Origin of the sequence: Micromonospora sp. DH13 (assembly GCF_020873825.1) — a bacterium.
GTDB classification, from domain to species: Bacteria; Actinomycetota; Actinomycetes; order Mycobacteriales; family Micromonosporaceae; genus Micromonospora; species Micromonospora haikouensis.
In genome coordinates this window covers 243,777-266,233 of the sequence record NZ_JAHWGR010000003.1, presented here as the reverse complement: position 1 = coordinate 266,233, position 22,457 = coordinate 243,777, and the positions used below count along the sequence as shown (strand labels likewise).

Annotated in this window: 18 protein-coding genes; 9 read left to right on the top strand and 9 right to left on the bottom strand. The window is 75.0% G+C overall.

Features of this window, described 5'->3' with window-relative positions; genetic code table 11:
• Positions 1-59 precede the first annotated feature (59 nt).
• On the bottom strand, positions 60-2,900 hold the full coding sequence (locus LPA42_RS04705; RefSeq protein WP_077937032.1) for an AAA family ATPase: 2,841 nt from the start codon (positions 2,898-2,900) through the stop codon (positions 60-62).
• A 1,498-nt stretch (positions 2,901-4,398) separates the two neighbouring features.
• Between LPA42_RS04705 and LPA42_RS04700 the strand changes: the two genes are divergently transcribed.
• Positions 4,399-5,802 (top strand): AMP-binding protein, encoded by a 1,404-nt coding sequence (locus LPA42_RS04700; RefSeq protein WP_077937034.1) that lies wholly within the window; start codon positions 4,399-4,401, stop codon positions 5,800-5,802.
• Between the two features lie 129 nt (positions 5,803-5,931).
• Here the strand turns inward: LPA42_RS04700 and LPA42_RS04695 are convergent, their stop codons facing one another.
• Positions 5,932-6,384 (bottom strand): cold-shock protein, encoded by a 453-nt coding sequence (locus LPA42_RS04695; RefSeq protein WP_043964304.1) that lies wholly within the window; start codon positions 6,382-6,384, stop codon positions 5,932-5,934.
• A 174-nt stretch (positions 6,385-6,558) separates the two neighbouring features.
• Between LPA42_RS04695 and LPA42_RS04690 the strand changes: the two genes are divergently transcribed.
• Complete coding sequence (locus tag LPA42_RS04690; RefSeq protein ID WP_077937035.1) at positions 6,559-7,221, top strand: 4'-phosphopantetheinyl transferase; 663 nt, start codon at positions 6,559-6,561, stop codon at positions 7,219-7,221.
• Between the two features lie 51 nt (positions 7,222-7,272).
• Here LPA42_RS04690 and LPA42_RS04685 read toward each other — a convergent pair whose 3' ends face one another.
• Positions 7,273-8,682 (bottom strand): acyl-CoA synthetase, encoded by a 1,410-nt coding sequence (locus tag LPA42_RS04685; protein ID WP_077937036.1) that lies wholly within the window; start codon positions 8,680-8,682, stop codon positions 7,273-7,275.
• Between the two features lie 173 nt (positions 8,683-8,855).
• On the opposite strand from LPA42_RS04685, the gene LPA42_RS04680 reads away from it, so the two are divergent.
• The 4 genes from LPA42_RS04680 to LPA42_RS04665 all read left to right on the top strand — a co-directional run bounded on the left by LPA42_RS04680 (position 8,856) and on the right by LPA42_RS04665 (position 12,050).
• Positions 8,856-9,629, top strand: a complete 774-nt coding sequence (locus tag LPA42_RS04680; protein ID WP_228986340.1) for an HAD-IA family hydrolase — start codon at positions 8,856-8,858, stop codon at positions 9,627-9,629.
• Positions 9,630-9,910: 281 nt separating this feature from the next.
• Entirely contained in the window at positions 9,911-10,852 is a 942-nt protein-coding gene (locus LPA42_RS04675) for an ABC transporter ATP-binding protein (RefSeq protein ID WP_077937037.1), read from the top strand.
• A complete protein-coding gene (locus LPA42_RS04670; RefSeq protein WP_077937038.1) occupies positions 10,849-11,586 on the top strand; it encodes an ABC transporter permease in 738 nt (245 codons plus the stop codon). Before LPA42_RS04675 ends, LPA42_RS04670 begins: the two co-directional genes overlap by 4 nt.
• A gap of 158 nt (positions 11,587-11,744) precedes the next feature.
• A complete protein-coding gene (locus LPA42_RS04665) occupies positions 11,745-12,050 on the top strand; it encodes a DUF5988 family protein (protein ID WP_228986339.1) in 306 nt (101 codons plus the stop codon).
• A 98-nt stretch (positions 12,051-12,148) separates the two neighbouring features.
• On the opposite strand, the gene LPA42_RS04660 is transcribed toward LPA42_RS04665, so the two are convergent.
• The 3 genes from LPA42_RS04660 to LPA42_RS04650 all read right to left on the bottom strand — a co-directional run bounded on the left by LPA42_RS04660 (position 12,149) and on the right by LPA42_RS04650 (position 16,155).
• Positions 12,149-14,437, bottom strand: coding sequence for an ATP-dependent RecD-like DNA helicase (locus LPA42_RS04660; RefSeq protein WP_077937039.1), 2,289 nt, complete (start codon positions 14,435-14,437; stop codon positions 12,149-12,151).
• Positions 14,438-14,578: 141 nt separating this feature from the next.
• Positions 14,579-15,412 carry a glycosyltransferase family 8 protein gene (locus LPA42_RS04655; RefSeq protein WP_158229401.1) on the bottom strand — a complete coding sequence of 278 codons (834 nt, stop codon included), beginning with the start codon at positions 15,410-15,412 and terminating at the stop codon, positions 14,579-14,581.
• A 227-nt stretch (positions 15,413-15,639) separates the two neighbouring features.
• The gene (locus tag LPA42_RS04650) at positions 15,640-16,155 is read right to left on the bottom strand and encodes a 2'-5' RNA ligase family protein (RefSeq protein ID WP_077937041.1); all 516 of its coding nucleotides are present in this window, start codon (positions 16,153-16,155) and stop codon (positions 15,640-15,642) included.
• A gap of 104 nt (positions 16,156-16,259) precedes the next feature.
• Between LPA42_RS04650 and LPA42_RS04645 the strand changes: the two genes are divergently transcribed.
• Positions 16,260-16,772 carry a DUF664 domain-containing protein gene (locus LPA42_RS04645; protein ID WP_077937042.1) on the top strand — a complete coding sequence of 171 codons (513 nt, stop codon included), beginning with the start codon at positions 16,260-16,262 and terminating at the stop codon, positions 16,770-16,772.
• Here LPA42_RS04645 and LPA42_RS04640 read toward each other — a convergent pair.
• The gene (locus LPA42_RS04640) at positions 16,759-17,808 is read right to left on the bottom strand and encodes an NAD(P)-dependent alcohol dehydrogenase (RefSeq protein ID WP_077937043.1); all 1,050 of its coding nucleotides are present in this window, start codon (positions 17,806-17,808) and stop codon (positions 16,759-16,761) included. The genes LPA42_RS04645 and LPA42_RS04640 overlap by 14 nt on opposite strands.
• Before the next feature lie 187 nt (positions 17,809-17,995).
• Here LPA42_RS04640 and LPA42_RS04635 point away from each other — a divergent pair, with 187 nt between their 5' ends.
• Complete coding sequence (locus LPA42_RS04635; protein WP_077937044.1) at positions 17,996-18,406, top strand: SCP2 sterol-binding domain-containing protein; 411 nt, start codon at positions 17,996-17,998, stop codon at positions 18,404-18,406.
• On the top strand, positions 18,403-20,469 hold the full coding sequence (locus tag LPA42_RS04630) for a glycogen debranching N-terminal domain-containing protein (protein WP_077937045.1): 2,067 nt from the start codon (positions 18,403-18,405) through the stop codon (positions 20,467-20,469). The genes LPA42_RS04635 and LPA42_RS04630 overlap by 4 nt, the downstream gene beginning before the upstream one ends.
• Before the next feature lie 451 nt (positions 20,470-20,920).
• Here the strand turns inward: LPA42_RS04630 and LPA42_RS04625 are convergent, their stop codons facing one another.
• Both LPA42_RS04625 and LPA42_RS04620 read right to left on the bottom strand, forming a co-directional pair.
• Entirely contained in the window at positions 20,921-21,838 is a 918-nt protein-coding gene (locus LPA42_RS04625) for a hypothetical protein (RefSeq protein ID WP_144082602.1), read from the bottom strand.
• A gap of 60 nt (positions 21,839-21,898) precedes the next feature.
• On the bottom strand, positions 21,899-22,402 hold the full coding sequence (locus LPA42_RS04620) for a DinB family protein (protein WP_077937047.1): 504 nt from the start codon (positions 22,400-22,402) through the stop codon (positions 21,899-21,901).
• Positions 22,403-22,457 lie beyond the last annotated feature (55 nt).

Genomic DNA, 22,457 nt, shown 5'->3' with positions numbered 1-22,457 from the left:
GGTCGGACGTCGGCGTTCGGGTGTTCCGGGTGGTCGGTGGGACGGTGAATGCGGCGGGGTCAGCGCCGGGCGTCGTCGTCGCGGCCGGGGGGCGTGCGGGGCGTGCCCAGGCGTTCGGCCGGCAGCGCGCCGGGCCGGTCCAACCGCAGCCGAACGGCCAACTGCCGGCGCGAGTCGACGTCGAGCTTGCGGTAGATGCGCGTCAGCCGCTGCTCGATCGCGCTGACCGTCAGGAACAGCTTCTCGGCGATCTCCCGGTTGGTGTGGCCCTGCGCGGCCAGGGTGGCCACCCGCGACTCGGTGTCGCTGAGCCCTTCCACCAGCACCGTCACGTCGGGGTCGGCGCCGACCGGTCCGCCCCGGGTGGTGCCGGCGGCCGGCCGCAGCAGCGGCAGGCCGCACTCCTGGGCCAGCGTCCGGGCGGCCCGTGCCGCCTTGCGGGCCTGCCGCAGGTCGCCCGCCTGCTGGTAGGCGTGGCCCAGGTCGGTGAGGCTGTGCGCGAGCTCCATCCGGTCGCCGCACTGGCGCAGCAGCCGCACGGAGCCGCGCAGGTGCGGGATCGGGTCCGGCCCGTCCTGCGCCGCCGCCAGCACCCGCAGCGCGGCGGCCCGGTAGCGCACGTGGCCGGGCCGCAGCCGGCCCAGTTCCTCCCGGACCAGCTTCTCGGCCTGCTGCCGGCGGCCGATCTGCAGCAGGGCCCGGGCCGACTCGGTGCGCCACGGGATGAGCGCCGGCAGGTCCAGCCGCCAGGCCGTCATCAGCTGCCCGCAGAGCTGGAAGTCGGCCAGGGCGCTCTCCGGGCTGCCGGCGGCCAGCGCGTGCAGCCCCCGGGCGTGCAGGTAGTGCAGCCCGAACGGGGTCTCGAAGAGCACCTGGGGCACGGGAACCTGGAGGCAGGCCGCCGCCGCGTCGAGCTCGCCCAGGAACGTCAGGGCCCGCAGCCGGATGGCCAGCGGTATGCCGATCACCACGCCCCAGCCCTTCGGGGAGAGCTGGGTCAGCGCGGTGTCGGCCAGCTTCTGCGCCCGGAGCAGGTCGCCGCGCCGGCCGGCGATCGCGGCGTCGAGGGCGGTCAGCATCGCCGCCGGGGTGGGATGCCGGCTGACGGTGGCGCTGCGGCCCAGCCGGCCGCACCAGTCGCCGGCGAGGTCCAGCCGGTCGGCGTAGATCATGGTGATCAGGGCGCAGATGGCGGTCCACATGTCCCGCTCGTCGTCCAGCCCGATGGTGGACAGCACCCGGTCCGCCTCCTCGACGGCACCGCCGTCGCCCCGCTCCAGCACGGAGGCCAGCATGGTCACGCCCTGGAGCCGCTGCTTCACCTTCGCGACGGTCAGCGGGTCCCGCCGGGCCGCGGCGGGGGCCGTGTGGTCGATCGTCACCCCGGGGTAGAGGGTGGCCATCCAGCCCTTGGTGACCAGCAGTTCGGCGGCGGAGCGCGGGTCGCTGCTGTCGGCGCGCTCGCCCAGGTGCTGGACCAGCTCGACGGCCTTCTCGATCTGGCCGTGCCAGAGCAAATACTGGATCGGCCCGGCGGCCTGCGTGCTGCCCAGGTGCCCGGCCCGGACGGCGCTGGCCACCCCCTGGAGGTGGGGCATCGCGGCCTGCGGGTCGAGGCGCCACTCGGCGCGGGCGAGGGCGGAGCGGGCGCGCGCCCGCAGGCACTCGTCGGCGCAGTCCCGGTTGGCGCGGCGCAGGAACCGCAGGGCCGCGTCCACCTCACCGTCCAGCAGCGCCTGTTCACCGGCGTCGAGCAGGGTCCGGGCCATCCACGGCTCAGCCAGCTCGTCGGTGCGCAGCAGATGCCCGGCGACCAGGACCGGCGACGCGCCGTCCTCGTGCAGCAGGCAGGCGGCCAGCCGGTGCAGCCGGGCGCGTTCCTCGGCGGTGGTCCCGTCGAGCACGGCCCGGCCGACGGCGGCGTGCCGGAGCCCGCCCTCGGTGATCAGGCCGGCGCTGGTGGAGGCGTCGATCGCGAGCAGGGCGGACTCCGCGCGTACGCCGACGAGCTGCGGCAGCAGGGCGCCGTGCAGCGGTTCGCCGGTCACCGCGAGCGCCCGGGCGGCCTTGAGCACCAGGTGCTCGCACCGGTAGAGGCAGCTCAGCACGGCCTCCCGGAACGCCTCGCCCGCCTCCGGGCGGGCCGCGCCGCGCGGCGCGGCGGTCAGGTGGTCGTCGGCGAGCGCCTGCACCAGCAGGGGGTTTCCGCCGCTGATCCGGTGCACCTCCTCGGCGACGCTCCGCGCCGTCGGCACGCCGAGCCGGTCGGCCAGGGCCTGGTAGGTCCCGTCCGGGGTGAGCAGGGGGATCCGGATCCGGTGCAGCCGGGCGGGTTGCAGCAGCTCGGCGTAGACCTCGGGGTGCCACGGCCGGGTGCGGGGCGCCTCGGTCAGCACGATCAGCACGGGCAGGCCGGGAATGCGCCGGGCCACGTAGTCCAGGCAGCGCAGCGACGGCACGTCGGCGTGGTGGACGTCGTCGACCCCGATCACCAGGGGACCCCGGGCGGCCAGCTCCAGCAGGGCGCCGCCGATCGCCGCGATGGTCCGGGCCGCCCCCTCCTGGTCGTCGTCGAGGTCGGGCCAGGTGAGGGCGCCCTGGTCGAGCAGCCGTTCGAGGCGGGCGCGGGCGTCGTCCGGCGGAGCCGCCCGGACGAGTTGGCGGACGACCTCCAGCGGGACGGCGCGTTCGGCCCGGGAGGCGCTCGCCCCGAGGAAGCGGGCGTCGGCGTCGGCGGCCCGCCGGGCGAAGGCCTGCAACAGGGTGGTCTTGCCGGAGCCGACGGGTCCGGTCAGCGCGATCACCGGTCGGGCGTCGGCGGGCGGACCGGCGGGGCTGCCCAGGTCGCCGAGCCGGCGGGCCAGGAGGTCGAGCTGGTGGGACCGTTCGCTCAGCTCCATGGGCGTAGCCTCGGAAGGCGCGCGGGGTCAGCCGTCACGGGGCCCGCCACCTTCCCTGGTCTGCCATCGAGCCTGACGAAATCGGAGACCGGCAATTTTCGACCCATTCCCGTATTGGCGAATATAGACGGCCGTCACGCGTTCGCGGCGGGCCATCGATTAGCTTGACTGGCTGATGTTCCCGGACCAGGGTTCTACCAGCACCTTCGACAATTCTAGGGCCCGTCCGGACGCATCCCCCCGCTATCGACCGCCGTGCATGCTGGGAGTATGGCAGTCCGGCAATTGGGCGGCAAGCCGAAGGTTGTAAAGGATAGGCAAACATCGGTTTGGTGCCTTCGGGCGGCGCTGGGCGCGTCGGCGGAACTGACAGCGGACCGTCGCCGGGTGAATTCACAAAGTGATACGTGAGCGTTTCTCCGGTCGGTTGATGCCGTTTTCGGGGCTTGCCGACAATTGGGTGGAAAGGGCTGTGCGGCCCCGTTGACCCCAAGGGAGCGCTCCCCGTGACGCGGTGCGGAGAGTCGCCGGTCCCGCCGGCGCCGGCCCGCGCCCGGCCTCCGGCGACGGTGGCGCTGCGTGGTATCCGCGCGCTCGGCGCCGCGTCGGCGTCCGGCGGGTCTGCCGCCCCGGCGGCCGGGCCCGTCGCGGCGCGACCCCGGCCGGAGCGGGCCGTTCGTCCTGGGAGTGGGGTGGTGGGTGGGGGTGTCGGCGGCGGGGCGGCCATGTCCGGCGGTGCGGAGCCGGGGCGTTCGACCCCGTCCCGAGGGGCGGGACGATGTCGCTGCGTGACGGCCCGGCGGTGCCGGCGGGCGGCGGCCGGCCCGGCGTGCTGCCGCGCGCGAGCGGCGGGGATCGATGCCTGCGGCATTTCGGCCGGGCGGGCTGCCCGCCGGGGCGGGCTCGGCCGGCGGTGGCTGGCGGGAGCGCGGGAAGGTCGCGTCCCCTTCGATGGCATCGACGCCCGCTTGCCCGATTAGGGCCGCTTCAAAAACAAAAGACGCCTTTGCCGTTAAATGCGGGTTATACGCGATTGGCTGGCGACGGAGTGCGGCCCTTGCAGTGGCTGAAGTCAATCAAGGGCAAATCAGAACGCGTGGTCGGAATCAATGTATCGGAATTCCGTTTCGGGCGGGTTGCGCAATCCGTACGGCCCGCGCCGCGATTCCAATTCCGCCCCGGTTGCGGAGTGCCGACGACGGGCCGCCGGTTCGCGGAACAGCATCGCCCCGCCCAAGGCGACCAGCCCTAGCCCCGGCGGGGGTCCTGCCTGGCCCGCCCGCCCGCCGGTGGCGGCGCGACCCCGCGTCGTGGCGGGCCTCGCGCGCCACGGCTAGGGGTTGTGTCCGGCGATAGCGCAGCCTAATTTCGGGGCACCCGCAGCACGCGGGGATGGCCGGATATGGGGCTACCGCACCCATGACGCGAAGGGTTCTGTGGCCGCGATGTCCCTGCCACTGCCGAGCCTCGTCGGCGCCCTCGACAGAGGTTAGGGCGGATGACACTGCTGCAGGCATTACGCGCCTCCGGCGCGGACCGCCCCGACGCCGTCCGGGTGGCCGGGCGGACGCTCTCCAGCGAAGCCCTGCTCGGCTGCGTGAACGCGGTCGCCGACCGGATCCGGGGCGCCGCCGCGGTCGCCGTCGACGCCACCCCCAGCCTGGAGACCGTCGTCGCCATGGTCGGGGCCGTCCAGGCCGGCGTGCCGCTGGTGCCCCTGCCGCCCCGGGCCGACGCGCGGGAGCGCGGCCGCATCCTGCGGGAGTCCGGCGCGACCGTGCTCCTCGGCCGCGACCCCTCCGACGCCCCCGACCGGGTCGTCGCCGCCGGGCTGGCCACCGTCCCCGTCGACCTGAGCCGACGCTCCTCGGCCCACCAACCCGAGCCGCACCCCGACGCCGACGCGGTGATCCTCTACACCGGCGGCGCGAGCGGGCCACCGAGGGGCGTCCGCGTCTCCCGCCGGGCCATCGCCGCCGACCTGGACCTGCTGGCCGACGCGTGGCGGTGGAACGGCGAGGACGTCCTCGTCCAGGGCGCCCCGCTGTTCCGGGCGTACGGCCTGGTGGTGGGCCTGCTCGGCGCGCTGCGCACGGGCAGCCGCTTCGTCCACCTCGACCGGGACGCGGCCGCCGGCCCGGTCGGCACCATGTACCTGGCCGTCCCCGGCCAGTGGGCGCGCATCTCGCGGGACCACCCCTGGGCCCGGTCGCTGTCCGGGGCCCGGATCCTGGTCTCCGCCGACGCCCCGCTGGCCCCCGCCGTGACCGAACGGCTCCGCCTGCTCACCTCCCACTCCCTCATCCAGGGTTACGGCACCACCGAGACCCTGATCGCGGTGACCGGGCGGGTCGACGCGCCCTGCGCCGCCGGCACCGCCGGGACGCCCCTGCCCGGCGTGCAGACCCGGATCCTCGACCGCGACGACCGGCCGGTGCCGGCCGACGGCGAGTCCGTCGGGGAGCTGAGCATCCGGGGCCCCACGCTGTCCAGCGGCTACGTCGACGGGCGCGGGCGGTGCGCCGACGCCGCCGGCTGGCACGCCACCGGCGACCTCGCCACCGTGGCGGCCGACGGCTCGCACCGGATCATCGGGCGGCGACGGACCGACGTGGTGCACGGCCGCACCCGCCGGGTCCACGCCGGGCAGGTCGAGGAGGTGCTCCTCAGCTATCCCGGGGTCCGCGACGCCGCCGTGGTCGGCACCCCGCACGCCGGGCAGGGCGAGCAGGTCACCGCGTACGTCGTCGCCGCCGAGGGGCTCACCGCCCAGGTGCTCATCGACCACGTGGGCCGCCACCTGTCGGCCGGCCAGCGGCCCCGCCGGGTGCACTTCGTCGACGAACTGCCCCGCAGCGCGCAGGGCCGGATCAGGAAGTCGCTGCTCATCGCGGCCGGCTGACCGCCAACCGGTCGACCGGGTCGGCGTCGCCGAGCAGCACCCGCCGCACCGGCAGACCGTGCCGAACCCGCCGCGCGACGGGGCCGCACCGGCCGCTCGACCCCACGCGCAGCGGGGGAGGCGGCAGCCTCAGCCCTCCACCCAGCCGTGCCGCCGCGCCAGCGCCAGCATCCGGGCGCGCACCGCCACGATCTGCGCCCCGGTCAGGTCCGGCACGGAGATCAGCAGCGCCTCGGTGGTCTCCGTGACGAAGGACCGCTCGGACAGCACGTCACAGAGCCCCTCCTCGTCCTCGAGCCCGCCCTGGCCCGACTCGTGGCCGCGCCCCGTCGACGGTGCGACCGTCCGGACCGGGGCGGTGCGCTCGCCCGCCACGGCGGGCCCGAGCACGCGTACGGTCAGCGCCTTCGGGCCGCGCTCGTTCTCCACCGCCTCGTACTCCACCGGGACGCCCGGCCCCAGCGCCCACTTGTCGCCGTCGACCGTGTTGGCGTGCACGAACACGTCGTCCCCGCCGCCGTCCGGAGCGATGAAGCCGTAACCCCGCACCTCGTCGAACCGGACCACCCTGCCAGTCAGCATCGCCACCCGCATTCCTCAGACCAAGACCACTACACACCCCCGACCGACCAGGCCGGGGCACCCCTCAGGGTGACATCCGCCCCCGCCGCCCTCCACCCGTACCCACCCCTATCGGCGCGTCGCGCCCGATCGAGGGACGGCGCGGGCCGCCGGGGCGGCCTAGCATCGGCGGCTGTGATCGAGCAGATCCTCCCTGCGGCCGCGGTGGTGGCCGAAGCGTTCACCGACCCCGCCGGCCTGACCCTGTTCCCCGAGGAGGAGCGGCTCGTCGCCAACGCCGTCGACAAACGCCGCCGGGAGTTCACCACCGTGCGGCACTGCGCCCGCCGCGCGCTCCGCGAGCTGGGCATCGCCGAGACGCCGATCGTCTCCGGCGCGCGCGGCGCCCCCGTCTGGCCCGCCGGGGTGGTCGGCAGCATGACGCACTGCGAGGGCTACCGGGCGGCCGTCCTCGGCCGCGCCACCGCGCTGGCCACCCTCGGCGTCGACGCCGAGCCGCACGCGCCGCTGCCCGAGGGGGTGCTCGACGCGATCGCGCTGCCGGCCGAGCGGACCCGCACCGCCTCGCTGGCCGCCGCCCACCCCACGGTCTGCTGGGACCGCCTGCTGTTCAGCGCCAAGGAGTCGGTCTACAAGGCGTGGTTCCCGCTGACGGGCCGGTGGCTGGACTTCGCCGAGGCGGACATCGTCGTCGACGCCGGCGGGACGTTCGTCGCGCACCTGCTGGTGCCCGGCCCGGTCCTCGGCGGCGCCCCGGTGACCGCCTTCCGCGGCCGGTTCCTGGTCGAGCGGGGCCTGGTGCTCACCGCCATCGGCATCCCGGCGGTCACCGGCTGACCGCGCCGGGCCGGCGTCCACCCCCGGCGCGGCCCGGCGTCCGCCCCCGGCTCAGTCCGCCGCCAGCCTGGTCTTCTGCACCTTGCCGAGGGCGTTGCGGGGCAGCGCCTCGACCAGCCGCACCTCGCGGGGCCGCTTGTGCGCCGACAGTTGGCGGGCCACGAAGTCGATCAGCTCCGGGCCGTCCACCCCGTCGCCCACCACGTACGCGGTGACCTGCTGGCCGAGGTCCGGGTGCGGGGTGCCGACCACGGCGGCCTCCCGGACCCCCGGGTGGGCCAGCAGGGCGTCCTCCACCTCGCCGGCCCCGATCCGGTACCCGCCGCTCTTGATCAGATCCGTGGCGGCGCGGCCGACGATCCGGTGCCACCCGTCCGGGCCGATCGTGGCGACGTCGCCGGTGCGGAACCAGCCGTCCGGGGTGCGGGTGGCCGCGTCGGCGTCCGGCCGGCCGAGGTAGCCGTCGAAGAGGGTCGGGCCGGCGACCTGGAGCTCGCCCATCGCCTCCCCGTCGGCGGGCAGCGCCGCGCCGTGCTCGTCGACCAGCCGGGTCCGCACCCCGGGCAGCGGGACGCCGACCGTCCCCGGCCGGCGCGGCCCGTCCGCCCGCGCGCTCACCGTGATCAGGGTCTCCGTCATCCCGTACCGCTCGACGACCTCGTGGCCGGTGAGGGCGGCCAGGTCCGCGAAGACCGCCGCAGGCAGGGCCGCGCTGCCCGAGACGAGCAGCCGCGCCGGGCGCAGCGCCCGCGCCGACTCCGGGTCCGCCGCGATCCGGGACCACACCGTGGGTACGCCGAAGTAGACCGTGCCGCCGGCCGCCGCGTACCGCTCGGGGCGCGGCCGGCCCACGTGGTGCAGCCGGCTGCCCAGCCGCAGCGGCCCCAGCACCCCCAGCACGAGGCCGTGCACGTGGAACAGTGGCAGCCCGTGCACCAGCAGGTCCTCGGGCGTCCACGCCCAGGCGTCGGCGAGCCCGTCGAGGCAGGCGGCGACCGCCCCCCGGCCGATCACCGCGCCCTTCGGCGCCCCGGTCGTGCCGCTGGTGTAGAGGATCAGCGCGGTGGCGGCCGGGTCCGGCTCGGGGTGGACGGTGTCCGACCGCCGCGCCAGGTCGACCGGGATCACCGGCGGGCCCCCGTCGCCGGCCGGAGCGGTGCCGCCCGCCGGGGCCAGCAGCGCCGTCGCGCCGGAGTCGCGCAGGATGTGCTCCCGCTCCATCGGCCCCGCGTCCGGCGGCACCGGCACGACCGCCGCGCCGGCCAGCAGCGCCCCGACCACCCCGACCACCGTCTCCAGGGTGGGCGTCGCCTCGACGGCGACCCGGTCCACGCCGCCCAGGTCGTCGGCGACCGCCGTGGCGAGCCGGCGCAGCTCCACCCAGGACACGGCCCGGTCGTCGACCCGGACCGCGTCCGGTCGGTCGTCGGCGGACTCGGACAGCCAGCTCAGCAGCGGCATGTGGACGCACCTCTCCACCGGTAGGGTTCGCGGGGACGCCGGCCGGTCGGGTCGTCGCGGTCGACCCGGCCCGGCGGGTCCCGGCGACCCGACGCTAGTCGGGGTGCCCGGAGCGGGCCACCCCTACGGGCCGGCGTCGGCGTGTCGTGCGCGTGGGCGGGGAGGTGACGCCGGTGGCCGGTGTGGCGGTGCGCCGGTCCGGGGTGCCCGGGGGAGTCCGGGCGGTCGTCCTGGACCTCGACGGTGTGCTGGTCGACAGCCTCGCCGTGGCCCGGGAGGCGTTCGCCCTCGCGTACGCCGAGGTGGTCGGCGGCGGCGTCGCACCCGTCGACGAATACTGCCGCCACCCGGGCCGCTACCTGCCCGACGTGCTGCGGCTGATGGGCCTCCCGGCGGCCATGGCCGACCCCTTCGTGCGGGAGAGCAACCGGCTGGCCCACCTGGTCACGCCGGTGCCCGGGGCGGCCGACCTGCTCGGCGTGCTGCGCGGGCGGGGGATCGGGCTGGCCGTGGCGACCGGCCGCAGCGGGGTGCGCGCCCGCGACCTGCTGGGCCGGCTGGACCTGCTGCGCCTGGTCGACCACGTGGTGGGCTCCGACGAGGTGGCCCGCCCGAAGCCGGCCCCGGACATCGTGCGCCGGGCGCTGGAGCTGCTCGACGTCGCGCCCGCCGACGCGCTGATGGTCGGCGACGCGCCCAGCGACCTGGCCAGCGCCCGTGCCGCCGGGGTCCTCGCGGTCGCGGCGCTGTGGGGGGAGTCCGACCCGGCGACCCTGCTCGCCGCCGGCCCGGACGTCGTCCTGGCCGGGCTGGGGGAGCTGCTGCCGCTCTGCGACCCGTGCCCAGCCCCCGGCGCCACGCCGCCCGGCGACCGACCCGTGGCCGGCGGCGACGGGCCTGCGGCCCCCGGCCGGGGACCGGCCGGGGTGGACGGACACGCCGGGTGACCGCCCCGCACCCCTGCCGGCCGGTCCCGATCCCGGTCGGCACCCCGGTTCGTCAGCCGATGAGTTGATTCGTGCCTCGGTTGGCCGGATGATATCCGGCGTCGACCGCCCGTGCGCCGGTCGTCGTCCGACCGTGGCCACGACGCACCCGCAGCACCACATACCCCAGCACCGCACTCCCATCCCCAGCACCGCGACACCACCCAGCACCCAGACGCCGCGATTCCCCCGAGGGCCCGCCCTCGCCGGCGGCAGTCCGCACCTGACGGAGGACCACGCCCATGCCGGTCATCGAGGTCGAGCACCTGCACAAGCGGTACGGCGACAAGATCGCCGTCGACGACGTCTCCTTCACCGTCGACCAGGGCGAGATCTTCGGCGTGCTCGGCCCCAACGGGGCGGGCAAGACCACCACGGTCGAGTGCGTGCAGGGGCTGCGCCGCGCCGACGGCGGCACCGTCCGCGTCCTCGGGCTCGACCCGGTCCGCGACCGCACCGAGGTGCGGCAGCGCGTCGGCGCCCAGTTGCAGGAGAGCCAGCTGCCCGACAAGCTGCGCGTGCGTGAGGCGCTGGACCTCTACCGGTCCTTCTACCGCAACCGGGCCGACATCGACGAGCTGCTCGACGACCTCGGCCTGGCCGCGCAGCGCGACACCGCCTTCCACAAGCTGTCCGGCGGGCAGAAGCAGCGGCTCTCCGTGGCCCTCGCCCTGGTCGGCCGCCCCGAGATCGCGATCCTCGACGAGCTGACCACCGGGCTGGACCCGCAGGGCCGGCGGGACACCTGGGACCTGGTCGAGCGCATCCGCGACCGGGGGGTGACGGTCGTGCTGGTCACCCACTTCATGGAGGAGGCCGAGCGGCTCTGCGACCGGCTGGCCATCATCGACACCGGCCGGGTCGTGGCCATCGACACCCCGTCCGGCCTGCTCTCCCGGGTCGGCACCGAGCACCGGGTGCACTTCCGGCCGCTCGACCCGGTGGACGACGCGCTGCTCGCCGCGCTGCCCGAGGTGACCGGGGTGCGCCGCTCCGGCGACGAGGTCACCGTCACCGGCCCGGAACAGGTCCTGCAGACGGTGCTGTCGGCCCTGGCCGAGCAGAAGGTCCGCTACGCCGGCCTGCGCGTCGAGCAGCCCACCCTGGACGACGCCTTCGTCTCGCTGACCGGCCGCGCCGCCCGGGCCACCACCCCGCCGTCGACCGACGAGAGGTCCTCGTGAACGCCCTGTCCAAGCTGATCGCCGTCGAGGCGAAGCTGTTCCTGCGCGAGCCGGTGTCGCTGTTCTTCGTCTTCGCCCTGCCGCTCGGCCTCATGCTGGTCTTCGGGCTGCCGCAGCGCGGCGCCTCCGGCGCGGACGCCGGGCAGCACGGCGAGCTGACCTTCCTGCCGGCCCTCGCGCTGGCCCTCACCATCGGCATGCTCGCGCTGTTCACCCTGCCGATGGCGCTGGGCATCTACCGGGAGCGGCGGGTGCTGCGCCGCCTGGCCACCACCCCGGTCAACCCGGCCCTGCTGCTCGTGGCACAGGTGGTGGTCAACCTGGTGATGGGCGTGGCCGGCGCGGTGGTCACCGCGATCGGCGTACGGTTCCTGCTGGACCAGCCGGCCCCGGCCAACGTGCCCGCCTTCGTGCTGGCGTTCCTGCTCGGCGTGGCCTGCCTCTTCGCCGTCGGCCTGCTCATCGCCGCGCTCGCCCCGTCGGCGCGGGCGGCCCAGTCCATCGGGCCGGCGCTGTTCTTCCCGCTGCTCTTCCTCGCCGGCGCCTGGCTGCCGCGCGACCAGATGCCGACCGTGCTGGCCCGCATCGGCGACTACTCGCCGCTCGGGGCCACCGTGGACACCCTCGCGGCGGCCTGGGCCGGCGACAGTCCGGCGTGGCCGCAGCTGCTCGCCCTGGCCGTCACCGCCGTCGCCGGCAGCGTCCTGGCCACCCGCTTCTTCCGCTGGGAGTGAAAGGAAGGGCCCCCTCTTAACGTCTCCGGTAGAGAAGGGTTCCCTTCTCACCGGCGGCCCACGCCGGCACCGGCGCGCTGGGGGGTCGCTAAGGGGTGCCCGCCGAGTGTGACCTGGATTACGTTCGTGGCGGAGCGACGAACGACGGAGGTCGTGCGATGACAGTTTCCGAATCCGCCCCCACCGCCCGGACGGCGAACCCCATCGTCAACGACGACGACCGGATCGCCTGGACGGTGCCGGCCATGACCATCAGCAGCGAGGCCGCCGGCATCATCGACGTCGTGCTGGAGGGCGGGCCCGCCAACCTGCCGACCGAGCTGCGCAGCCACCGGGTCTCCCCGGTGGAACACAAGATCAAGGTACGTCACTACGGGGGCTACGAGCACTTCGAGCGGGACTCCGGCGGCGGCGAGGCGCCGGTCGTCTTCCGCTGGACCGGCCGGACCCGGATCGCCGAGTAGGCCAGGCAGCGGCCCGGCGGTCGGCGCGGTCCCCGGCGGACCGCGTCGACCGCCGCGCCGACACACCGGCGGGGCGGACCGCGCCGACCACCGGCGGGTCAGGGCCGGTCGGGGGAGAGCCGGTGGGTCAGCGCCGTGTGCCGGCGACCCGTGCCGGCCGTACGCACCGCGATGGCCAGCGCCTTGCGCGAACCGGCCAGCACGACCAGCTTCCGGGCCCGGGTGACGGCGGTGTAGAGCAGGTTGCGCTGCAACATCGTGTACGCGCCCATGGTCACCGGCACCACCACCGCCGGATACTCGCTGCCCTGCGACCGGTGCACCGTGATGGCGTACGCGTGCTGCAGCTCGTCGAGCTCGTGGAACTCGTACCCGATGTCCTCGTCCTCGTCGGTGCGCACGGTCAGGGTCTGCTCGTCGGGGTCCAGGGCCGTGACCACGCCGACGGTGCCGTTGAACACCCCGGCCGCGCCCTTGTCGTAGTTGTTGCGGACCTGGATGACCTTGTCGCCGACCCGGAAGACCCGCCCGCCGTGCCGCCGCTCCGGCGCGTCCTCGCGGTGCGGGGCGATCGCCTGCTGGAGCAGGGTGTTCAGGTTGCCGGCGCCGGCCGGCCCGCGCAGCATCGGAGTGAGCACCTGCACGTCGCGGGCGCGCAGCCCGAACCGGCGCGGGATCCGCCGGGTCACGATGTCGACCACCTGCTCGGCGGTGACCTCCGGTTCGTCGCTGGGGAAGAGGAAGAAGTCGGGGTGCTCGCCGAACACCGGGGCCTGGCCGGCGTTGATCCGGTGCGCGTTGACCACCACGCCCGACTCCTGCGCCTGCCGGAAGATGCGGGTCAGCCGGACCCGGGGCACCGTCTCGGCGGCGAGCACGTCGCGCAGCACCTCGCCCGCGCCGACCGAGGGCAACTGGTCGACGTCGCCGACCAGCAGCAGGTGCGCGCCGGGCGGCACCGCCTTGACCAGCTTGTTGGCGAGGATCAGGTCCAGCATGGACGCCTCGTCGACCACCATCAGGTCGGCGTCGACCGGGTTGTCCCGGTCGAAGGTGGCGTCCCCGCCGGGGCGTAGCTGCAGCAGCCGGTGCACGGTGGTCGCCGGGTGGCCGGTCAGCTCGGTGAGCCGCTTCGCCGCGCGGCCGGTCGGCGCGGCCAGCACGATCTTCGCCTTCTTCGCCGCGGCCAGCTCGATGATCGACCGGACGGTGAACGACTTGCCGCAGCCGGGGCCGCCGGTCAGCACGGCGACCTTCGAGGTCAGCGCCAGCCGTACGGCCTGCTCCTGCTCGGGGGCCAGCTCCGCCCCGGTGCGGGCCTTCAGCCAGGCCAGCGCCCGGCCCCAGTCCACGTCCGCGAAGGCCGGCATCCGGTCCAGCCGGTCGGTCAGCAGCCGGACCAGGCTCGCCGCGAGGGCCGACTCGGCCCGGTGGAACGGCACCAGGTAGACGGCCGGGATGACCGCCCTCTCGTTGGTCGGGTTCGGCACCGCCTCGCCGACCACGCCGTCCTCGGTCGCCACGAGGTCGGCCAGGCAGGCGGCGACCAGGTCCGCCGGGACCTCCAGGATCGTCGCGGCGTCGGCGACCAGGTTCGGCTCGGGCAGGTAGCAGTGCCCGCCGTCGGCGGCCTCGGAGAGGGTGTACCGGATGCCGGCGCGCACCCGCTGCGGGCTGTCGTGCGGGATGCCCACCGCCTTGGCGATGCTGTCGGCGGTGCGGAACCCGATGCCCCACACGTCGGCGGCGAGCCGGTACGGGTCGTCGCGCACGACGGCGATGGACTCGTCGCCGTACTGCTTGAAGATGCGCACGGCGTGCGAGGTGGAGACGCCGACGCCCTGGAGGAAGACCATGACCTCCTTGATGGCCTTCTGCTCCTGCCAGGCCGCGCCGATCGCGGCGGTGCGCTTGCGGCCGAGGCCGTGCACCTCGACCAGCCGGCCCGGCTCCTCCTCGATGATCCGCAGCGTGTCCACGCCGAAGGCGGCCACGATGCGGGCCGCCATCTTCGGACCGATGCCCTTGATCAGGCCCGACCCCAGGTAGCGCTCGATGCCCTGCACGGTCGCCGGCAGGACGGTGGTGCACTGGTGCACCTCGAACTGCCGCCCGTACTTCGGGTGCGAGCCCCACCGGCCGACCAGCCGCAGCCGCTCGCCGGGCTGCGCGCCGGGCAGCGTGCCGACGACGGTGAGCAGGTCGTCGCCGGAGCGGTCGGTGGCGACGCGGGCGATGGTGTACCCGGTCTCCTCGTTGACGTACGTGACGCGTTCCAGCACCGCCTCGAGCACGGCGCCGCGCGCGGGGGCGCCGGGGCCGGCCGTGGGTGCGGCTGCGCGGGCGGCGACCGGGGTGGCGGTCGGCGCGGGTGGGGTGGCGGACATCGTGACGATGATGGCAGAACGCCCGCCGTGCCCCGCCCCGCCGGGCCGGGTTGCGGTCCGGTCCGGCGGTTCGGGGCCCGGGGCCGGCCACGCGGCGGCCCGGTGCTTCGGGTCAGCGACGCGGCGGCCCGGTTCCCGGGGTCAGCGGCGCGTGGTGGCGACCAGCCCGCCGTTGCGGCGGCGGTGCCGCCAGTACAGGTCCCGGCGGGCCCCCTTCGGGAAGCCGGGCTGCCACGGCTTGATCGGCCCGGCCGGGTGGATGACCGCCGAGTCGGAGAGCTTCCCGCCGAACTCGGGCTCCAGCCGCCAGGCCATCAGGTCGTTCCACTGCCGGGGCAGCCGCAGCCAGTTGCCGTACACGGCGTAGTTGAGGGCGTCCTGGTCCGGGTACCGCGACTCGTGGGCGTGCCGGGCGAGGTACGCCAGCGATTTCTCGGTCACCTCGCACTCCTTCCACCGGGCCACGTCGATGAGCAGCACCCCGGAGTTGAAGTAGAGGGCGTACGGGTCCAGGTCGCGGTATTCGGCCAGGCCGGGGATGCCGCCCATGTCGAGCAGCCGCCGGTTGAACGGGTCCCGGACCGCGCCCAGCGGGGCGCCGCCCATGTCCACGTCGAACAGCGGGGCGAGGCTGTTCGTGCACATCGTGTCGCAGTCCAGGTAGAGCACCCGCCGCACCTCGTCGGGAAGCGCGGCGGGGACCAGCAGGCGCAGGTACATCGCCGGGGACAGGTACGCCATCACCGGGTCGCTGCCCTTCGGCAGGTTCACCACGGAGGTGTCCACCCGCAGGTACTCCACTGTGGCGTCCGGCCCGGCCGCCCGGGTCAGGGCGGCGCGCGCCGAGGGGCTGACGTCGTCGGCCGCGATGAGCCAGTAGCGGACCGCCTGGCCCGGGTTCGATTCGGCGACGGACGCCATGACGACCGCCGCGTGGGCCGCGTACGCGGCGTCGAAGGTCAATGTGAGTTCCACGTGCTCTCCTCCGCACAGGCTGAGCGTAAACTCCGTGAAATGTAAGTAGCGAATTGCGATTTAGGCAAGGAAACTACACATTAGATAACCCGTAATTTGGGTTTCGTGCGAGGTGGGATCATTCGACCCCAGAATCGACCCCTGAATCATCCTTAAGTGCTGGACTTGGTCGGCCGCGCACGGTCCGTGAGGATTCCTCGCATAGCCCGGCGTCGTTGCGCCACGGGTCAGGGCAGCGGCCGGCAGATGCCCCGGGCGTGGTCGGTGACCGCCGCGCCGACCACCGTCGCCTCCAGCGGCAGCACCTCCAGGCAGCGCCGCACCGCGGCGGCCATCAGGGCGTTGGGCACGCGCATCGACAGCGTGCAGTGCGGCACCCAGCGCCCCGGTCGGTAGTGCTCGGCCAACCCGACCCCGGCGGCGGCGAGCCGGTCGTGCACGAGCGCCTGGTGGGCCAGCAGGTCGGCCGTGGGCGACGGCCCCAGCCAGAGCACCCGGCCGACGAACTGCCCGGCGTGCTGGAACGACAGCCGCAGCGGCACCGCCACCGTCGTCCCGGCCAGGGCGTCGGCCACCTGGTCCGGGTCCAGTCGCGGGGCCACCGCGAGCGACACGTGCGGCCGGTGCCGCTGCTCCAGCAGGCTGCGCATGCTCTGCACGCCCTCGGACTCCAACGCGTCCCACAGCACCCGGATCCGCCGGGTGGCGTCGGTGTCGAGATACAGCTCCAGCGCGGCGACCACCCGCCCACCCTAGGGCGGGGCCGCGCCGTTGCCGCGAGCAGATTTGGTCGCCCGCCCGTGCGGTACTGGCGAGGAGACCGCAGGCCCCGGCCGAGGAGGAACGCGTGGAGATCAGCGACGTACTGACCGAGACCTACGGCCGACTGCCCGCGCTGGTCCGCGCCGCGGTCGACGGCCTGTCCCCGGAGCAGCTGCGGCGCGCGCCCGCGCCCGGCGCGAACCCGGTGGGCTGGCTGGTGTGGCACCTGACCCGGGTGCAGGACCACCACGTCGCCGACCTGCTCGACACCGAGCAGCTCTGGGTCACCGGCGACTGGGCGGCCCGGTTCGGGCTGTCCGCCGACCCGGACGACACCGGCTACGCGCACACCCCGGACCAGGTCGCCGCCGTCGCGCCGGAGGGTCCCCGGGTCCTCGTCGACTACCACGACGCGGTCGCGGAACGGACCCGGGGATTCCTGGCCGGGCTGCGGCCGGCGGACCTGGACCGGGTGGTCGACGAGGCGTGGGACCCGCCGGTGACCCTCGGGGTCCGGCTGGTCAGCGTCGCCGAGGACGACCTCCAGCACGTCGGCCAGGCCGCCTACGTGCGCGGGCTGCTGCTCACGGGACGATGACCGCGCGGCCCTCCACCGAGCCGTCCTGCAGCCTCCGGTAGGCGTCGACCGCCCGGTCCAGCGGGAACGTGGTGATCTTCGGGCGGACCAGGCCCCGGGCGCCCAGGTCGAGCACCTCGATCAGCTCCGGCCGGCTGCCCCAGTAGGTGGTCTGGATGCTCACCTCGTACGGCACGGCGAAGAACGACACCGGCAGCGTGCCGCCGGCGATGCCGACGATGGTGAGGTCCCCGAGCGTACGGGCGGCCGCCGCGCCGAGCCGCAGCGTGGCGTCGGCGCCGACGAAGTCGAGGACGACGTCCGCGCCCCGCCCGCCGGGGGTGGCTGCACGGATCTCCTGCGCGGTTTCCTCGCCGGAACGCAGCGTCAGGTCGGCCCCGTACTCCTCGGCCAGCTTGAGCGCCTCGGGGCGGGTGTCCACGGCGATGACCCGGGCCGCCGTCGTGGCCTTGAGGATCTGCACCCCGACGTGGCCGAGGCCGCCGACGCCGATCACCACCGCGGTGCTGCCGGGCGCGAGCTTGTGCCACGACCGGCGGATCGCGTGGTACGGGGTGAGGCCCGCGTCGGTCAGCGGCGCGGCCTGCACCGGGTCGAGCCCCTCGGGCAGCGGCACGATGTGCCGGGCGTCGGGAACCAGCTCGTACTCGGCCATGCCGCCGTCCAGGCCGAGGCCGCCGCCCCCGCCGGGCACCGGCGCGGCGGCGGGGTTCTCGCAGTACGGGTCGACGCCCACCCGGCAGCGGTCGCAGGTGCCGCAGCCCCACGGGCCGTAGACGGCCACGGGCTGGCCGACCTCCAGGCCGGTCACCCCCGCACCGAGGTCGTGCACCCAGCCGGCGTTCTCGTGGCCGAGGGTGAACGGCGGGTTCCAGGGCACCGCCCCGGCGTCGAAATCGTGCATCAGGTGCAGATCGGAGTGGCAGGCCCCCGCCCCGCCGATCCGCACCACCACCTGGCCGGGGCCGGCGGTGGGCTCGGCCACCTCGACCAGCTCGGGTTCGGACTTCCAGCCCGGCAACCGCAGCGCGCGCATGGCTCTCTCCTGTTCCGTCGCTCGGCTCTTGCTGCCGGCGTGCCCGTTCGGCGTCCGGACAAACGGTCGCCGCCGCGCCCGGCCCGGACGGCCCCGCCCGGGATTCACCCGGACCGGGTGAGCCGGGGTCACCCGCCGGGCGGGGATGCTCCGGAAACGACCTGTGTCGTCCGGGAGGGGAGGGCTGATGACCGCGTCCGCCGCGGACTACCTGGCCTGCTGGGTCGGGGGTCGCCACGAGGACCTGCCGGAGAACGTCCGCGGCACGGTGCGCCTCGACATCCGCGACGACGGCAGCACCGACCACTGGTTCCTCACGATCGGTGACCAGCAGGTCGGGGTGAGCCGGTCGGCGGAGGAGGCGGACCTCGTCGTCGCGGGGGACCGGGAGGTGTTCGACCGGCTCGTCGCCGAGGGCACCCACATCGGCGCGGCGCTGGTCCGCAACGACGTCACCGCCCAGGGGGACCTGCGGCTGCTGATGCTGCTGCGCCGGCTGTTCCCCGGCCCGCCCGACGCCCGTCACCCCCGGGAGGTGGCGGTCAGGGCGGTCGCCACGCACCGTACGTCGGAGTCGCACGGGGGTGAGCGGCAGTGAAGCAGGAACTGGTCAACGTGCTGACCGGCAACTCCTTCGCGGTCAGTGACGCGCAGGGCGACATGACGCCCGATCCGCTCGCGCCCATCGGCCTCTTCTCGTTCGACACCCGGTTCCTGTCCCGCTGGGTGCTCACCATCGACGGCAAGCGGCTGAAGGCCCTGTCCCGCGACGAGATGACGTACTTCGAGACGAGGTTCGTGCTGGTTCCCGGCGCGGCGAGCCACTATGTCGACGCCGACGTCTCGGTGATCCGGCACCGGTCGATCGACGACAGCTTCAACGAGCGGCTCGTCGTGCTCAACCACTCGGCCGAACCGGCGGACTACACGGTGCGGATGGAGATCGCCTCGGACTTCGCCGACACCGCCGAGATCAAGAAGCCGAGGGAGCGGCGGATCGTCGCCGTCCCGATGCCGGCCGAGGGGCAGCTCCGGCTGTTCTACCAGCGGGAGCGGTTCGCCCGCGAGACCGTCGTGTCGTCCACCGCCCCGGTGGAGGTGGACCCCGGCGGGATGACCTTCCGGATCCGGGTCCCCCCGAACGGCTCGTGGACGACCGACCTGCACATCGGCATGATCATGCGGGGGGCGGGGGCCCGGGACCTGCGGTCCAGCCTGGAGGCCCACCGCGAGCAGATCCGCCGGGACATGCGGGAGGACCTGCGCCGTTGGCACGAGCGCGCCCCGAAGCTGGTCGCCGAGCACGACGGGCTCCGCGCGGCGTACGAGGGGAGCCTCGACGACCTCGCCGCGCTGCGGTACACGCCGTTGTCGATCCGGGGCAAGCTGCCGGTGGGCGGCCTGCCGTGGGCGATGGCGCTGTACGGCCGGGACGCCATGATCACCTGCCTGGAGACGCTGCCGTTCACCCCGGAGCTGGCCCCGCCCACCCTGCGGCTGCTCGCCCTCGGCCAGGGCGGCCGGCTCGACGACCACCGCGAGGAGGAACCCGGCAAGATCGTTGCCGAGTACCGCTACGGCGAGAACGCGGTCTTCGGCGAGTCACCCACCTACCTGCACTACAGCGCGGCCGACACCACCCCGCTGTTCGTGATCCTGCTCGACGAGTACGAGCGCTGGTCCGGCGACGCCGATCTGGTCCGCGAGCTGCGCCACCCCGCCCGGATGGCACTGGACTGGATCGACGAGTACGGCGACATCCTCGGCGACGGCTACGTGCGCTACCAGCGGCGCAACACCCGCACCGGGCTGGAGAACCAGTGCTGGAAGAACTCGCCGGGCGCGATCGTCGACGCCGAGGGACGCGCGCCGGCGCTGCCCCGCGCCGTCTGCGAGGTGCAGGGGTACGCGTACGACGCGAAGCGGCGCGGCGCGCGCCTGGCCCGCGAGTTCTGGGACGACCCCGCGTACGCCGACCGGCTGGAACGGGAGGCGGCGGAGCTGAAGGCGCGGTTCAACCGGGACTTCTGGCTGCCCCACCGGGACTACTACGCGCTGGCCCTGGGGCCCGACGGCGAGCCGGTCGACGCGCTCGCCTCCAACATGGGGCACCTGCTGTGGAGCGGCATCGTCGACGAGAAGCGCGCCGAGGCGGTGGCCCAGCACCTCCTCGGGCCACGGCTCTTCTCCGGCTGGGGGGTGCGGACCCTGGCCGACGGGCAGCGGGCCTACAACCCGGTCGGCGCGCACCTCGGCTCCGTGTGGCCGTCGGACAACGCGATCATCGCGGCCGGGCTGCGCCGGTACGGCTGCGACGAGGCGGCGGCCCAGATCGCGGCCGGCATCTTCGACGTCGTGCAGATGCTGGGCAACCCGGTGCCGGAGGTGATCGCCGGCTACCACCGCGACCTCACCCGCTTCCCGGTCCAGCTCCCGCACGCCGGCCGGCCCCAGTCGTGGTCGTCGGGCGCGCTGCTGATGCTGCTCGGCACCGTCCTCGGGCTGTCGCCCTGCGGCGAGAACCTGCTGGTCAACCCGGCACTGCCGAAGGGCGCCGGGCGGATTGAGCTGCTCGACATCCCGGGCCGCTGGGGGCACGCCGACGCGTACGGCCGGGACCGCGCGCCGGGAGACCGGGGCCCCCGCCCCCGCCTCCGCTGAGCCGCGCCGCGCCGCGCTGCGTTGTGCCGCGCCGTGACGCGGGCCGGCTGCCCGCGTCGACCACTCTCGGTGATATCCCCGAGTTGGCTGCGACGCTGCCGGCCGCCTGACCCTCCGTCACGCCGCTCCGGCCCGCCTAACAACCTCACGCTCCCTTTGCTCTGCACCCATATCCGCGACACCTGCAACAAGCTGCTTGAATTAAGGTGAATGGATGTTTGAGGGTTTGCTCCATCTTTGCGCTGTGTGCCCGATGCGTATGTGTGTGCAGAGCAAAGGGGTTGGCTGCAATGGTGGGCTTGCCTGGCTGACGCGTCGCTCTAAGTAACGGGTGAATGGTGGGTGCCGGGCGCGGAGGCAGCACGGCCGGCCGTGCCAGCGATCACCTGGGAAGCAGCTGTCGGGGCCCTGGCCTCGCCCCGGCCCGCCCCCGCCCCTGGCCCAGCTGCGGTCAGCGGGCGGTAGGCAAGGACGCGGACGGGTCGGCCGGGGCCGGTCGGCCTGCCGGTGCCGACGGGGCTCCCGGTGCCGACGGGATCGCCGGCCCCGACGGGGTCACCGGGACCGACGGGGCTGTCGGCAGCGACGGGTTCCCCGGCGACGCCGGGACCCCCGGCGGTGGCCCCACCGGCAGCGAGGGGGTGGCCGGGGACCGGCCGGGCCGCCCGTCCGGCCCGCTGTCGCCGCCCGACCGGCCCGTCGGGGTGGGCGTGGGCGTGGGCATCGGGGTCGGCGTCGGGGCGGCCGGGCCGGACGACGCCGCGAGCGCCTCGGCGCACCAGTTCAGCACGCGGTCCCGGCCGCCGGCGGCGGAGACCAGGTCCGCGTAGCGCGGCTCGGCCAGGGCGCGGTCCGCCGTGGCCTCGGCGCGCAGCCGGTGGCAGAGCACGACCAGTGGGGCCGGCGGGACCCGGGGGTCGCGGATCCCCCCGGGCGAGCCGGCCGTCCGCCCCGCCGACCCGCTCGGCGCGGCCTGCCCGCTCGCCGACGCCCCTGCCGGCTCGCCCGCTCCACCCAGCGGCTGGGGCAGCGCGCCGTGGGCGGCGGCGAGCGCGACTCCGCCGGTCGCGGCGATGGCCAGGGCCGCGAGCGCGGCCTTCGCGCTCAACAGGCCGGCGAGGAGCGAGGGCCGGGCGCGGGCTGCGGTGACCGGCGCGGTCGCACCGGCGCGGGCCAGGCGGTAGGCGTGCAGGGCCGCGCCCTCGCCGCGTAGCTCGTCGGGGCGGGGGGCGGCGCGGACCGCCGCCAGGAGCCGGACCAGCGGCTCCAGGCCGCCCCGGGGGCTGCCGACGGCGCCGGCGACGGGGCCGCCGACGGAGCCGGCCAGCAGGCGCTCGACGGTCTCCTGGTCCATCCGGTGTGCGTTCATCTCGTGTCCCTCAGCGCCATCGGGCGCGCGGGTGTCACATCGCCACCGGAACGGACCAGCTCAGCCCATCGTCTTCGCGCCGTCGATGGCCTCACGGAGGATGTCGGCGTGCCCGGCGTGCTGGGACGTCTCGGCGATCACGTGCAGCAGCACCCGGCGCACCGACCAGCTCGCCCCGGGCTCGAACCAGGGGGCGGCGGGCAACGGGTGGGCGGCGTCCAGGTCGAGCGTGGCGACCAGCTCGTCGGTCGCCGAGGCCACCCGGGCGTAGCGGTCGAGCAGGGTGGCCAGGCTGTCGTCGCCCATCCGGAAGCCGTCGGCCCAGTCATCCTGGCCGGCCTGCATCGCCTCGGCGCCGTGCACGGCGAACCGCAGCCACGTCTGCTCGATGAGGGCGACGTGCTTGATCAGGCCGCCGAGGCAGAGCTCGCTGACGGTGCTGCGCAGCGCGGCCTGCTCGTCGGTGAGGCCGTCCACGGTCCTGCGCAGGAACGCGCGCTGCTGGCGCAGCGCCTGCAAGAGGTCGGCCCGCTCGCCGGTGCGGAGCTGCTCGGGACTGGTCATGCCACCGTCCTTCCTGGTCACGTCCCGACCAACCTATGCAGACCCACCGACACTT